The sequence below is a fragment of the Mesorhizobium sp. M0030 genome (assembly GCF_040323695.1).
Taxonomy (GTDB): domain Bacteria; phylum Pseudomonadota; class Alphaproteobacteria; order Rhizobiales; family Rhizobiaceae; genus Mesorhizobium.
On the sequence record NZ_JAMYVE010000002.1, the window covers coordinates 310,334 to 324,385 of the forward strand.

8 protein-coding genes are annotated in these 14,052 nt (G+C 63.4%); 4 read left to right on the forward strand and 4 right to left on the reverse strand.

The window, feature by feature from the left end; translation table 11 throughout:
* Positions 1–9 precede the first annotated feature (9 nt).
* Entirely contained in the window at positions 10–753 is a 744-nt protein-coding gene (locus tag NKJ80_RS05440) for a 2OG-Fe(II) oxygenase (RefSeq protein WP_023705198.1), read from the forward strand.
* 52 nt (positions 754–805) lie between these two features.
* Here NKJ80_RS05440 and NKJ80_RS05445 read toward each other — a convergent pair whose 3' ends face one another.
* Complete coding sequence (locus NKJ80_RS05445) at positions 806–1,120, reverse strand: EthD family reductase (protein WP_023814884.1); 315 nt, start codon at positions 1,118–1,120, stop codon at positions 806–808.
* Between the two features lie 226 nt (positions 1,121–1,346).
* Here NKJ80_RS05445 and NKJ80_RS05450 point away from each other — a divergent pair, with 226 nt between their 5' ends.
* A complete protein-coding gene (locus NKJ80_RS05450; RefSeq protein ID WP_023670331.1) occupies positions 1,347–2,969 on the forward strand; it encodes an ABC-F family ATP-binding cassette domain-containing protein in 1,623 nt (540 codons plus the stop codon).
* A 45-nt stretch (positions 2,970–3,014) separates the two neighbouring features.
* Here the strand turns inward: NKJ80_RS05450 and NKJ80_RS05455 are convergent, their stop codons facing one another.
* The 3 genes from NKJ80_RS05455 to NKJ80_RS05465 all read right to left on the reverse strand — a co-directional run bounded on the left by NKJ80_RS05455 (position 3,015) and on the right by NKJ80_RS05465 (position 8,683).
* Complete coding sequence (locus NKJ80_RS05455) at positions 3,015–5,636, reverse strand: bifunctional diguanylate cyclase/phosphodiesterase (protein ID WP_023827696.1); 2,622 nt, start codon at positions 5,634–5,636, stop codon at positions 3,015–3,017.
* 262 nt (positions 5,637–5,898) lie between these two features.
* Positions 5,899–6,792 carry a hypothetical protein gene (locus NKJ80_RS05460; protein WP_352497194.1) on the reverse strand — a complete coding sequence of 298 codons (894 nt, stop codon included), beginning with the start codon at positions 6,790–6,792 and terminating at the stop codon, positions 5,899–5,901.
* Between the two features lie 244 nt (positions 6,793–7,036).
* The gene (locus tag NKJ80_RS05465) at positions 7,037–8,683 is read right to left on the reverse strand and encodes an acyl-CoA synthetase (protein ID WP_352497195.1); all 1,647 of its coding nucleotides are present in this window, start codon (positions 8,681–8,683) and stop codon (positions 7,037–7,039) included.
* A gap of 202 nt (positions 8,684–8,885) precedes the next feature.
* Here NKJ80_RS05465 and NKJ80_RS05470 point away from each other — a divergent pair, with 202 nt between their 5' ends.
* The gene (locus tag NKJ80_RS05470) at positions 8,886–10,007 is read left to right on the forward strand and encodes a KamA family radical SAM protein (RefSeq protein ID WP_352497196.1); all 1,122 of its coding nucleotides are present in this window, start codon (positions 8,886–8,888) and stop codon (positions 10,005–10,007) included.
* Between the two features lie 150 nt (positions 10,008–10,157).
* Positions 10,158–13,967 (forward strand): methionine synthase, encoded by a 3,810-nt coding sequence (gene metH / locus NKJ80_RS05475; protein WP_352497197.1) that lies wholly within the window; start codon positions 10,158–10,160, stop codon positions 13,965–13,967.
* Positions 13,968–14,052 lie beyond the last annotated feature (85 nt).

The following is a 14,052-nucleotide window of genomic DNA, read 5'->3' on the forward strand; positions in this document are numbered from 1 at the left end:
GAGGCATCCATGACCATCCATTCGATAAGCACCAAACGCGCAGCCCATTCGGCCGAAGCGCGCGTCGCAGCGCAGGACTGGAGTGCTCTGATCGGCGAACTGAACAGCCACGGCAGCGCCGTCATGCCGGCGTTGCTTGCACCCGAGGAGTGCGCCGAGATCGCCGGTCTCTATCCGCATGAGGACCATTTCCGCAGCCATGTGGTGATGGCCCGCCATGGCTTCGGCAAGGGCGAGTACCGCTATTTCCGCTATCCGCTGCCGGATCTGGTCGGTGGCCTGCGCACCGCGCTCTATCCCAGGCTGGCCGGCGTCGCGAACGACTGGAACGATCGCATGGGCGCGGCACGGCGCTATCCCGATGACCACGCCGCCTTCCTCCAGCTTTGCCACGAAGGCGGCCAAACGCGGCCGACGCCGCTTCTCCTCCAATATGGCCCCGGCGACTTCAACTGCCTCCACCAGGATCTCTATGGCGACCTCGCTTTTCCCCTGCAGGTCGCGATCCTGTTGTCGCAGCCGGGCGAGGATTTCACCGGCGGCGAATTCGTGCTGACCGAGCAGCGCCCGCGCATGCAAAGCCGTGCCGAAGTGGTGCCGCTGACCCGGGGCGATGCAGTGATCTTTGCTGTCCACAATCGCCCGGTGCAAGGTACGAAAGGGCACTACCGCGTCAATCTCCGGCACGGCGTCAGCCGCCTGCGCTCGGGACGGCGGCATACGGTGGGAATCATCTTCCACGACGCGAAGTAACGTCGTCCGCTTCGGCGCGGCTCCTTCGTTCCACTCCGAGATCGGCTAAGATTCACACTTGGTCGACGTCGAACAGGAGCATCGTCAAGTCATCGTCTCCTGGGGCGAGTATACGCCGGTCAGCGGCGCAGGCAATGCCGATTTCGGTGGCAAATGCGCTCTGCATATCGGCGAGGCTGTCGAAATAGAGTGTCCCGACCAGATACGGAATCTCGCCCGCCGAGCGCTTGATGATGGGCCGCCTGCTGATTTCGTAGCGCCGCAGTCCGGGAAGCTTCTTGGCCAGCGGCACATGAACCTCGAAATAGTGCCGGTCGAACGCCTCCGGATCAGCCGGGGTTTTGTAGATCACGAGCATCTTGGCCATCGTCATATTCCTGCCTGTTGGTGTCGCTGTTTGGGGGCCATGCAGGCCGCCGTGCCAATGTCGTTCCGCGAGGGCGGTTTTCGACAATCGCTGGATTTTTGTTTCGGGCGCGATGACGGGTCCTCGCCACCATCTGTGGCGCTTCTGCCTCTTTCCTCCTTGCGCTCATTCGCGTATGGCCCCGGGCAAATCCCTCAACTTTGCACCAACTCCCCCGGACCGCCTCATGATCCGTCTTGAAAGCATCAGCAAGCAGAACGGCCGCCAGCTTGTCTTCATCGAGGCCTCGGCCTCGCTACAGAAGGGCGAGAAGGTCGGCCTTGTCGGGCCGAACGGCGCCGGCAAGACGACGCTGTTTCGCATGATCACCGGCCAGGAGCAGCCCGACGAGGGCCAGGTGCAGGTCGATCGCGGCGTCACCATCGGCTATTTCAGCCAGGATGTCGGCGACATGGCGGGCCATAGTGCTGTGGCCGAAGTGATGAACGGCGCCGGGCCGGTCAGCGACGTGGCGGCCGAAATGGCCGAACTCGAGGCGGCCATGGCCGATCCCGAGCAGGCCGACCGGATGGACGAGATCATCGAGAAGTACGGCGAGGCGCAGCATCGTTTCGAGGAGCTCGACGGCTATGCGCTCGATGGCCGCGCCCGCGAAGTGCTCGACGGCCTCGGCTTTTCCCAGGAGATGATGGATGGCGACGTCGGCAAACTGTCCGGCGGCTGGAAGATGCGCGTGGCGCTCGCCCGCATCCTGTTGATGCGGCCCGACGTCATGCTGCTCGACGAACCGTCGAACCATCTCGATCTCGAAAGCCTGATCTGGCTGGAGCAGTTCCTGAAGGGTTATGAGGGCGCGCTGCTGATGACCTCGCACGACCGCGAGTTCATGAACCGCATCGTCAACAAGGTGGTCGAGATCGACGCCGGTTCGCTCACCGCCTATTCCGGCAATTACGAATTCTACCAGCAGCAGCGGGCGATCGCCGACAAGCAGCAGCAGGCGCAGTTCGAGCGCCAGCAGGCCATGCTGGCCAAGGAGATCGCTTTTATCGAGCGCTTCAAGGCGCGGGCGTCACACGCCGCCCAGGTGCAGAGCCGGGTGAAGAAGCTCGACAAGATCGATCGTGTCGAGCCGCCCAAGCGCCGCCAGATCGTGAATTTCGATTTTCAGCCGGCGCCGCGCTGCGGCGAGGATGTCGTGACGCTGAAGAACGTCCACAAGGGATATGGCAGTCGCTCGATCTATGAGGGGCTGGATTTCCAGGTCCGCCGCCGCGAGCGCTGGTGCATCATGGGCGTCAACGGCGCCGGCAAGTCAACGCTGCTGAAGCTGGTGGCAGGCGCTTCCGATCCCGACACCGGCACGGTCGCGCGGGGGCCGAGCGTGAAAATGGGCTATTTCGCCCAGCACGCCATGGAGGTGCTGGAGGGCGAACGCACCGTGTTCCAGACGCTGGAGGACGCGTTTCCGCAAGCCGGCCAGGCGCCGCTCAGGGCACTCGCCGGCTGCTTCGGCTTTTCCGGCGACGAGATCGAGAAGAAATGCCGGGTGCTGTCGGGCGGCGAAAAGGCGCGCCTGGTGATGGCGTTGATGCTGTTCGACCCGCCCAATCTTCTGGTGCTCGACGAGCCGACCAACCACCTCGACATCGCGACGAAGGAGATGCTGATCACGGCGCTGTCGCAGTACGAAGGCACCATGCTGTTCGTCTCGCACGACCGCCATTTCCTGGCCGCACTCTCCAACCGCGTGCTGGAACTGACGCCCGAAGGCATCCACACCTATGGCGGCGGCTATACCGAATATGTGGAGAGGACCGGGCACGAGGCGCCGGGGCTGCGGACCTGACGCAGGTCCTGCGTCCGCATTTGCGTCGAGCAAAGCCAGGATTTGTCAGCTCGCCGCCAGCCATTTGCGCGACTGCGCGAAGGCCTTGAAGGCTTTGGCGTCCATCGGGTAGCCGAACAGGAAGCCTTGCAAGATGTCGCAGCCAAGCTCTTTCAGGATGCGCGCGTGCTCCATCGTCTCGACGCCCTCGGCGATCACTTCGATCCCGAGCGACTTGCCGATGTCGATGATGGACGACACAAGCTGCCGCTGTGCGGTTGAGCTGGTGATGGGGGTGACCAGTTGGCGGTCGATCTTGAGGCGACGGGGCCGCAACTTCAACAGCGAGACGATCGAGGCATGCCCGGTGCCGAAATCGTCGATCTCGACGTCGATGCCGAGCCCCTTGATGTGTTCGATGTTCCAGCTGACCAGCTCGTCGTTTTCGTCGAGGAAAATCGACTCCACCAGTTCGAACGACACGGTCCCTTCCTTGATGGGAAGCTTGCGCAAACCCTTGATCAGGTCCCTGTCTTCCAGGCGCCGTGCGGAAACGTTGACCGAGACGCGCGGGATGTTGAGGTGGCTGCGCGACCAACGCTCGAAATTATCGAGCGCCTGCTCCAGGACGGTGCGGTCGATAAGCGCCACGACATTGAGTTCTTCAGCCACCTTGATGTAGGCGTCGGGGGTCAGCATGCCGCGTTGCGGGTGATCCCAACGCGACAGCGCCTCGACGCCAACGATCTCCAGCGTCTTGGCGTCGAACTGCGGCTGATAGTAGACGATGAATTCGTTCCGCTCGAGCCCGCCCAGAATCTCGTCGGCGGTCTGCTTGGTCCGCACGATCTCGCTCTGCAGCTCTTCGTTGAAAAACTCGTAGCGGTTGCGGCCGCGGCCTTTCGCCCGGTACAGCGCCAGATCGGCATTGACAAGCAACTGCCTTGCATCGACGCCGCTATTGGCCGCAATGCCGATGCTGACGCCGAACCGGCACTGGTGACCCAGATAGTCGACCGGCTGGCGCATCGCATCGATAATGTGGTCGGCCAGCGCGGCGAGTTCCTTGTCGTCGCGTCCATGGCTCAGCACGACAAACTCGTCGCCGCCGATGCGCGCAACGAAATCGGCACTGCCGACGCTGGCCTTGATGACTTTCGAAGCATGCACCAGCAATGCATCGCCCGCTGCATGGCCGAGCGTGTCGTTGATCTGCTTGAACCGGTCAAGGTCGAGATGCAGCAACGCCGCACGGCCGTCGGCTTCGCGGTTTTCGGCAAGCATCTCGTCCAGATACCGACGGTTGGGCAGACCGGTCAGCGAATCATGCATCGCGACATGCTCGATGCGGGCTTTGGCCAGGTTCAGTTCGGCATTTTTCGATTCTGAAAGGCGACGTTCACGCACGAGATTCTCGTTGAGCAGCACGTCGCCTGTCACATCCCATTCGGCGCCGATCATTTTTGGCGTGCCGTCGATGTCCCGGAAGAAACTGGCGCGGGTGCGCACATGGCGAATGGTGCCGTCCGGCCGCAGGAGCCGATACTGCGAAGAGTAGGGGCCTTGTGTTGCAACAGCCGAATCGAAATCTGCTTTAGCCCGTTCGAAGTCTTGGGGATGGATCGCCAGCGCCCAGTCGTCATAGCTACGGGTCTTGCCGCCGCCGGGTTTGCCATAGATTTCGTTGATGCGGTCGTCCCATACGAGTTCGTTGCTGACGGTATCGTGCTCCCACACGCCTATAGCAGAGGCTTCCAACGCCAGCTCCAGCCGCCGGGACAGGCGCCTCAACTCGGCGTCACTTTTCTGCCGCTCACCGAAAAGACGTCCTGCCACGAGGATCGGCAGCACCACCAGCGCGCCGGCAAGCGCCATGAGCAGACGCAACAGCCACTCATTTTTCGGAGCGGTCGGCCAGCCGCCCTTCGGTATGGCTGAAATTTGCCAGGAGCCTGAAGGCAATTGCACCTCTGCCATCACCGGATTGCCGGACACGACATTATCGCCGCCGAAGAACAGTTCCCCGCCGCCGCCGAGCGCATCCTTGCCGATAAGCGCCACATCGATATCCAGATCAGGGTCGGTCAGTCCGCTGGCAGCGTAGAGCCGATCGACATCGATCACGGCCGAGACGATACCCCAGAAACGGTCGCCGCCACCCGCCGTCGGCACGAAGACCGGGATACGGCCGATGAAGCCACGTCCGCCTTGCGCCAGTTTGACCGGCCCGGCGAGCACCAGCGCGCGCTGGTCACGGGCGCGAAGCGCGGCCATGCGTTGCGTATCGCTCTTGCGGTAGTCCAGCCCGATGGCTTTTTCATTGCCTTCCAGCGGATACATCAGCGCGATGACGAGGTCGGGGGCGCCGGCAATATCGCGCAACTGCGATTTTTGCTCGAACAGATTACGGGCGAGTGCCGCAAATCTTTGCTGGCCCATATAAGGCTCGGTAACGATTGTCGAAACGAGACCCTGAACCAGCTGGAGATTGCCGCCTATGTTGCCTTCGAGCTTGGCGCGTATGATGTTGACCTTCGCCAGGACGTCGGCGCGCGCCAGCTGATCGGAGACCTCTCTGTTCCTCTGGTCGGCAACCAGGGCGCAGACGAGAAGCACGACAAAGGCAATCGCCGCCGGCAAGTTGGCGGAAGAAAAAACGGCCCGTTTCAACCGGCCGGAATTGAGCATTGCACCTGCCAACTCGATCCGAAGACCTTTCCAGGACAGTAGTCCTTCGGTCGACCATAGTAGCTAAAGCTTAAGTTTGAGCTTCGAGACGAATCCGAGAACAAACGGTAAGCTTTTGGCTGCCAGGGTCCAGCCGAAATCTGAATGAGTGTCCGAAAGTAGGACGCCAGGTTGCAGCGTTCTGCAACCCAGCGGCGAAGTCATATTCGCCTCAGATTGCAACAAGCCGCCTGATCTTGCCGCGCGGGCCCTTGCGGGAGGCTTACTTCCCAGCCATTTGATCGGCCAGCGCCTGCGCCTGGGCGAGCAGCGCCGGGAAAGCCGGGTCAGCCGGCAGGCGCTGCGCCATGCAGGCCCGGTAGTCGCTGTCGCCCTTGTCCCAGGCGGCGTTGGAGGACTCGAACGCTTTTTCGTCCTTCAGGTCCGATGCCTGGTAGGCCTCCTGGAATTTCTGCGCGGCGGCGTCCGCAGCAGCCCACACGGCGTCGCAGGCGGCGATCTTCGGAACGGCAGGGGCTGCCGGCGCTGCGATAATTCTCACGCTGTTGCCTTTGACGAGCGTAACGATGACTTCCTGCTCATAGATCGGCCCGACGTCCTGCGTCCAGCCGCCGAGCCGTGCGAAGGCGATGTCGGCGCCTTCGGGTTTCTTCAATGGAAAGTCGAGCGTTCCCTCGAAGGCGGCGTCGCTGTTGATCGCCTGGGTATAGAAGGCATCCAGCTTAAGCGCCTCATCGATGCCGGCGGGCAGTTTGAAACTTTCGTCGGTCTCGGCGGTTCTGGACTGGAGCCAGCGCTCCAGCAGCCCTCGCGTCGTTGCCACTAGGCTGGGGCCGTCGTCGCCCTTGGTGTATCGCAGCCCATCGAGCATGCCATAGCCGATATCGGAGTCGCTGAGGCTTTCGATATTGATTGTGCCGGTTGGCGGAAAGTCCTTGACCGCCAGCGGCCCGATAATGCCGGCAAGACGCTGCTGGAGGTCGGCCAGCGCCTTCTCGTTCTCAGCGTCGATGGTCTCGATTGCCGCGTTCGCACTGTTCAGCGCTGCGATATCAGCAATCGCATTGTCACGCGCGGCCACATAGTCGTCCTCCGGCGAGGCCGCGAAAGCCACGCTGCTCACCAGTGCAAACAGAAACGTCCAGACCCACCGCATGATATAAACCCTGCTCTACGTTCGATTCCAAGGATACATGACAACATTGGGCTGAAAAAAGACGCCGTTGGAGCTGCAGATCTCCCCACATGAGGGGGAGATGGCCGGCAGGCCAGAGGGGGTCGCCGCGCCTGCAGCGCGGCCGCCGATTTCCGCGCGCGACGGCGTTATCGCGTGCCCCCCAACGACCCCCTCTCTACCCTTCGGCGACATCTCCCCCTCGAGGGGGGAGATTGGCGCCTAATCACGCCTTGCGCTTCTCCACCTCCGCCTTCCTCAGCAGGAAGCGCTGGATCTTGCCGCTTGGGGTCTTCGGCAGTTCCGTGATGAACTCGACCTCGCGCGGGTAGGCGTGCGCCGACAGCCGTTTCTTGACGTGCTGGGCCAGCTCTTCGGCGAGCTCCGAATTGCCCTTGTAAGCCGGCGCCAGAACGACGAAGGCCTTGACGATCTCGGTGCGCTGCGGATCGGGCACGCCGACGACAGCCGCCTCGTTGACCGCCGGATGCTCGATCAACGCGCTTTCGACGTCGAACGGGCCGATGCGATAACCGGCCGAGGTGATGACATCGTCGGCGCGGCCGATGAAGGAAACCGAACCGTCCGGCTCGTACTCCACCGTGTCGCCGGTGCGGTAGTAGCCGCCCGTGGTCGCCGGCGTCTCGGCTTGGTGATAGCCGTCGAACCAGCGCAGCGGCGACTTCGCGATGTCGACGGCGAGGATGCCGGGCTGGTTGGGGCCGAGCTCGTTGCCGGCCTCGTCCAGTACCACCATGCGATATCCGGGCATGGCGAAGCCGGCCGAGCCCGCGCGCACGACATGCGAGAGCCCATGATGGTTGTTGACCATCATGCCGTTCTCGGTCTGGCCGTAATGGTCGTGAATGGGCGCGGCGAGATTTGCGTCGAACCAGCGGATGACTTCCGGGTTGAGCGGCTCGCCGGCGCTGCTCACCACGCGCAGTCTGCCTTTGACACGGGCCGCAGCTTCCGCGCCTTCCGCCATCAGCAGGCGATAGGCGGTCGGCGAGCCGGCAAGGCTGGTGACGCCGAGCCGCTCGATGATGTCGTAAGTGCTCTTGGCGTTGAAGGCGCCTTCATGGAAGGTCGTGGCGATGCCGAGCTGCAACGGGCCGGTGATGGCGTAATAGAGGCCGTAGGCCCAGCCGGGATCGGCGATATTCCAGAAGATGTCGTCGGGCAGCAAGCCGATCGCGTCACGCATATAGGCGCCGAAGGCGAGCAGGGCGCGGAGCGGCACCGGGACGCCCTTGGGCAGGCCGGTCGTTCCCGACGTCGACATCATCATGAACAAATCGTCGCCCTTGCGCATCACCGGCTGGCACTCGGGCGAGGCGGCGGCAAGCGCGGCGCGGAAATCGATGTCGCCTGCAGGTAGCACATCGCCATTGCCAAGAATGGTGGCGATTTGCGCTGATGTCTCGACCTCGTCGAGCTTGCCGCGATTGGCCGGGTTGGTCACCACGATCCTGGCGCCGCTATAGCCGAGGCGGTGCTCGATGGCTTTCGGACCGAAGGCGGTGAACAGCGGCTGGTAGACCGCGCCGATGCGCCACGTCCCGAGGATCAGCGCCACCAGTTCGGGGACGCGCGGCAGCATGCCGGCGACGACATCGCCGGCACCGACGCCGGCGGCCTTGAGCACATTGGCGGCGCGCCCCGACATGTCGGCGAGATCGTCGAAGCTGAATTCGCGAAGCTCACCGCCGGCCGAGATCGCGCGCAGCGCCAGCCGGTTTTGTCCGGTGTAGCGGCCGCAGCATTCGACATAGGCATTGATGCCGGTTCCAGGGTTGCCATACAACCGCGCGATCTCATCTTCGATGCGAAAGCGCTGAGCGGCATCCTCATAGCGCGGCATTTTGCTCATGGCGGTCCTCCCCTAGGCGGCGCCCATCTCCCCTTGGAGCGCCTTATCGGTCAGATTGCCTGAAATTGCTGCGCTGGTCGATTACGGCGATAGTCGGGGGATGCGAAGGATCGCAGCGCAGCGACAATCCGCGCGCAGCCACTGGAGTTGACCGAACCGTCCATCCGGCCGATAGCACCGCCAGAATTGCCCCGAGGCCCCAATGACCCCAGACTCAACTTTCGATGACGCGGCCACAGCCGACGAAGAACGCGATGCCGACACCGCCTGGCAAAACGACATCCGCGCGGGCGTGCGCCGCGTCCGCGATCTCGCCTCCCTGCCGCTGTCACCCGCCGAGCGCGCGGCGGCGCAGGAGGCGGTCGTACGCCACAAGGTGCGTGCCCCCAAAACCTATCTCGACCTGATCGACTGGAACGATCCCGCCGACCCGATCCGCGCGCAAATCATTCCATCGCCGGATGAGCTGACGGAAACGGAAGGCGAGCTCGACGATCCGATCGCCGACCATGCCTTCAGTCCGGTGCCGCGACTAACGCATCGCCACGCCGACCGCGTGCTGTTGTTTGCGACCTACCAATGCGCGGTCTATTGCCGCTTCTGCTTCCGCAAGGAGTCTCTGACCTCGATCGGCCGCGGCTATACGCGCGAGGCGCTCGAAGAGGCTTTTGCCTATATCGAAGGCCATACCGAAATCCGCGAAGTGATCCTGACCGGCGGCGATCCGCTTTCGCTGCCGGACAAGGCGCTGGCTGAAATCCGCGCCCGCATCGAGGCGATCGCGCATGTCAGGCTGCTGCGCATCCACACGCGCGTGCCTGTCGTACTGCCCGCGCGCATCACGCCGGGGCTGGTTGGCGCCTTGCAGGGCCGGCTGATGGTCACCGTCGTCACCCATTTCAACCATGCGCGGGAGATCACGCCGGCCACCGAATTGGCCTGTCGCGCGATGCGCCAGGCAGGCTTCGTGCTGCTCAACCAGAGCGTCCTGCTCAAGGGCGTCAACGACACGGTCGAGGTGCTGGAGGAACTCTGCCGCGAACTGATGTACCGGCTCGGCGTCAAACCCTATTACCTGCACCATGGCGACCTCGCGCGCGGCATGGCGCACAGGCGCACCACGATTGCGCAGGGACAGGCGCTGGCCGGCGCGCTGCGCGCCCGCCTGTCGGGCATCTGCAATCCGGTCTATGTGCTGGACCTGCCGGAAGGTGGTGGCAAGGTGCCGCTCGGGCCATGCCATGTCGAGGGTCGGGACGGGCAGGACTGGCGCATCCGCGGCCAGGACGGCGAGGTGAGGCTGTATCGGGACGTCGTGGTGTAGGCACGGCGCAGCGGCGACGATGACCGCCGCCGTCACATTGTCGATCGGGATGACCATCGCACCAAACTCCCGCCACTACGCGTTCGCCTGCATTCCGTATGTTGACATAAAGATATCCTTATGTGATGGTTGTCGCCTCAAGGATAAAAAATGTCGCAGAATTCTGCATCGCTGGACGCATTGTTCGGCCCCGTCGCGGCCAGACCCGATGGGTCCGAAGTGCTTGCGGCGCTGACGGCAGCGGCACGCGAGCGCATCCTCATTCTCGACGGCGCCATGGGTACGCAAATCCAGGGTCTCGGCTTCGACGAAGAGCATTTCCGTGGCGAGGCTTTTGCCGGCTGCACCTGCCACCAGCAGGGCAACAACGACCTCTTGATCCTGACGCAGCCGAAGGCGATCGAGGAGATCCATTATCAATACGCCATCGCTGGCGCTGATATCCTCGAGACCAACACCTTCTCCTCGACCTCGATCGCCCAGGCCGATTACGGCATGGAGGATGCCGTCTACGCGCTGAACCGGGACGGCGCGCGACTGGTGCGTCGGGCAGCGGCGAGGGCACAGCAGGAAGACGGCAAGCGGCGCTTCGTCGCCGGCGCGCTCGGGCCGACCAACCGCACCGCCTCGATGTCGCCCGACGTCAACAATCCCGGCTACCGCGCGGTGACCTTCGACGAATTGCGCCGGGCTTATGGCGAGCAGTTGCGCGGCCTGGTCGACGGTGGCGCCGACATCATTCTCATCGAGACCATCTTCGACACGCTGAACGCCAAGGCGGCGATCTTTGCCTGCAACGAGATTTTCCTCGAAAAGGGCGTGCGGCTGCCGGTGATGATTTCGGGCACCATCACCGATCTCTCCGGCCGCACGCTGTCGGGCCAGACGCCGACCGCCTTCTGGCATTCGGTGCGCCATGCCAACCCCTTCACCATCGGCCTCAACTGCGCGCTCGGCGCCAACGCCATGCGCGCGCATCTGGCCGAGATTTCAGGTGTCGCCGACACCTTCGTCTGCGCCTATCCGAATGCCGGCCTGCCCAATGAATTCGGCCGCTATGACGAGAGCCCGGACTTCATGGCCGCGCAGATCGAGGATTTTGCCAGGGAAGGGCTGGTCAATGTCGTCGGCGGCTGCTGTGGCTCGACGCCGGACCACATCCGCGCCATCGCCGAGGCTGTCAAGAAGTATCCACCGCGCGCCATTCCCGAGATCGAGCGCAAGATGCGCCTGTCGGGGCTGGAGCCGTTCACGCTGACCGATGAGATTCCCTTCGTCAATGTCGGCGAACGCACCAACGTCACCGGCTCGGCCAGGTTCCGAAAGCTGATCACGGCGGGCGACTATGTCCCGGCGCTCGACGTGGCGCGCGACCAGGTCGCCAATGGCGCACAGATCATCGACATCAACATGGATGAAGGCCTGATCGATTCGAAAAAGGCGATGGTCGAGTATCTCAACCTCATCGCCGCCGAGCCTGATATCGCCCGTGTCCCGGTGATGGTCGACTCCTCGAAATGGGAGATCATCGAGGCCGGGCTGAAATGCGTTCAGGGCAAGCCGCTGGTCAACTCCATCTCGATGAAGGAAGGCGAGGAAGCCTTTCTGCATCACGCGAAGCTGGTGCGCGCCTATGGCGCGGCCGTGGTCGTCATGGCCTTCGACGAGGCCGGCCAGGCCGATACCAAGGCGCGCAAGGTCGAGATCTGCACCCGCGCCTACAAGCTGCTCACCGAACAGGCCGGTTTCCCGCCCGAAGACATCGTCTTCGACCCCAATGTCTTCGCGGTCGCCACCGGCATCGAGGAGCACGACAATTACGGCGTCGACTTCATCGAGGCCACCGGCGAGATCACCGGCACGCTGCCGCATGTCCATATCTCGGGCGGCGTCTCGAACCTGTCCTTCTCGTTTCGCGGCAACGAGCCTGTCCGCGAGGCGATGCACGCCGTGTTCCTCTACCATGCCATCCAGCGCGGCATGGATATGGGCATCGTCAATGCCGGTCAGCTCGCCGTCTACGACACGATCGAGCCGGGGCTGCGCGAGGCCTGCGAGGATGTCGTGCTCAACCGCGTGCCCAGGGCCGGCGGCACCGCCACCGAACGCATGCTGGAGATCGCCGAGCGCTTCAAGGGCACCGCCGGCAAGGAAGCCAGGGAGCGCGATCTCGCCTGGCGCGACTGGACGGTCGAGCGGCGGATTTCGCATGCGCTGGTCAACGGCATCACCGAATTCATCGACGCCGACACCGAGGAAGCGCGCCTCGCATCCGAGCGGCCGCTGCATGTCATCGAAGGCCCGCTGATGGCCGGCATGAATGTCGTCGGCGATCTGTTCGGCGCGGGAAAGATGTTTCTGCCGCAAGTGGTGAAGTCGGCGCGCGTGATGAAGCAGGCGGTGGCCGGATTGCTGCCGCACATGGAGGCCGAAAAACTGGCCAACGCCGCCAATGGCATCGACAATGGCGAGCGCCAGACAGCCGGCAAAATCCTGATGGCGACTGTAAAGGGCGATGTCCACGACATCGGCAAGAACATCGTCGGCGTCGTTCTGGCCTGCAACAATTACGAGATCATCGATCTCGGCGTCATGGTGCCGGCGGCGAAGATCCTGCAGACGGCTCGCGAGCAAAATGTCGACATCATCGGCCTGTCCGGCCTGATCACCCCGTCGCTGGACGAGATGGTGCACATGGCCGCCGAGATGGAGCGTGAAGGGTTTGACATTCCGCTGCTGATCGGCGGCGCCACGACCAGCCGCGTGCACACGGCGGTGAAGATCCACCCGCGCTATTCCAAGGGACAGACGGTCTATGTCAATGACGCCAGCCGCGCCGTCGGCGTCGTGTCATCCTTGCTGTCGAACGAGACCAAGGGCGGCTACGTCGACACAGTGCGGGCCGAGTACAAAAAGGTCGCCGACGCGCATGCCCGCTCCGAGGCCGACAAGCAGCGGCTGCCGCTGGCCAAGGCCAGGGCCAATGCGCACAAGGTCGACTGGTCGACCTATGAGCCGCCGAAGCCGTCCTTCACCGGCGTCAAGGTTTTCGGCAACTGGGACCTGACGGAGCTCGCGCGCTACATCGACTGGACGCCGTTCTTCCAGACCTGGGAGCTGAAAGGGCGTTACCCCAAGATCCTCGATGACGAGAAGCAGGGAGCCGCCGCGCGCCAGCTTTTCGAGGACGCGCAGGCGATGCTGAAAAAGATCATCGCGGAAAAATGGTTCGCGCCGCGCGCCGTCATCGGCTTCTGGCCGGCGAACACCGTCGGCGACGACATCAGGCTGTTCACGGATGAGGCGCGTTCGCGGGATCTGGCCACCTTCTTCACGCTGCGCCAGCAGCTGACCAGGCGCGACGGCAAGGCTAATGTCGCGTTGTCGGATTTCGTCGCGCCTCAGGACATAGGCAAGCCGGACTATATCGGCGGCTTCATCGTCACCGCGGGGATCGAGGAGATGGCGATCGCCGAGCGCTTCGAACGCGCCAATGACGATTATTCCTCGATCATGGTCAAGGCGCTGGCCGACCGTTTCGCCGAAGCTTTTGCCGAGCGCATGCACGAGAAGGTGCGCAAGGAATTCTGGGGCTATGCATCAGACGAGAAGCTGGCCCCGGACGAACTGATCGGCGAGCCTTATCGCGGCATCCGCCCGGCGCCCGGCTATCCCGCGCAGCCCGATCATACCGAGAAGGCGACCTTGTTCCGGCTGCTCGACGGCGAGCGCAATGCCGGCGTCAGCCTGACCGAGAGCTATGCGATGTGGCCGGGCTCCTCGGTCTCCGGCATCTATCTCGCCCATCCCGAAAGCTATTATTTCGGTGTCGCCAAGGTCGAACGCGACCAGGTCGAGGACTATGCGCGGCGTAAAGCCATGCCGCTGGCCGATGCCGAGCGCTGGCTTGGGCCGATCCTCAACTATGTGCCCGTGGCTTATGCCGAGGCGGCGGAATAGCCGGGACGTGATCTTGCCCAATGGCTGCTCGACCGCTCCCTTGATTTTTCACCGTCGAAAAAATCGCGCCGCACCCGGTTCTCGG

Bases quoted from the DNA above. Each gene is read 5' to 3' on its own strand.
- NKJ80_RS05440 (WP_023705198.1), top strand. From the start codon at position 10: ATGACCATCCATTCGATAAGCACCAAACGCGCAGCCCATTCGGCCGAA.
- NKJ80_RS05445 (WP_023814884.1), bottom strand. From the start codon at position 1,120: ATGGCCAAGATGCTCGTGATCTACAAAACCCCGGCTGATCCGGAGGCG.
- NKJ80_RS05450 (WP_023670331.1), top strand. From the start codon at position 1,347: ATGATCCGTCTTGAAAGCATCAGCAAGCAGAACGGCCGCCAGCTTGTC.
- NKJ80_RS05455 (WP_023827696.1), bottom strand. From the start codon at position 5,636: ATGCTCAATTCCGGCCGGTTGAAACGGGCCGTTTTTTCTTCCGCCAAC.
- NKJ80_RS05460 (WP_352497194.1), bottom strand. From the start codon at position 6,792: ATGCGGTGGGTCTGGACGTTTCTGTTTGCACTGGTGAGCAGCGTGGCT.
- NKJ80_RS05465 (WP_352497195.1), bottom strand. From the start codon at position 8,683: ATGAGCAAAATGCCGCGCTATGAGGATGCCGCTCAGCGCTTTCGCATC.
- NKJ80_RS05470 (WP_352497196.1), top strand. From the start codon at position 8,886: ATGACCCCAGACTCAACTTTCGATGACGCGGCCACAGCCGACGAAGAA.
- metH (WP_352497197.1), top strand. From the start codon at position 10,158: ATGTCGCAGAATTCTGCATCGCTGGACGCATTGTTCGGCCCCGTCGCG.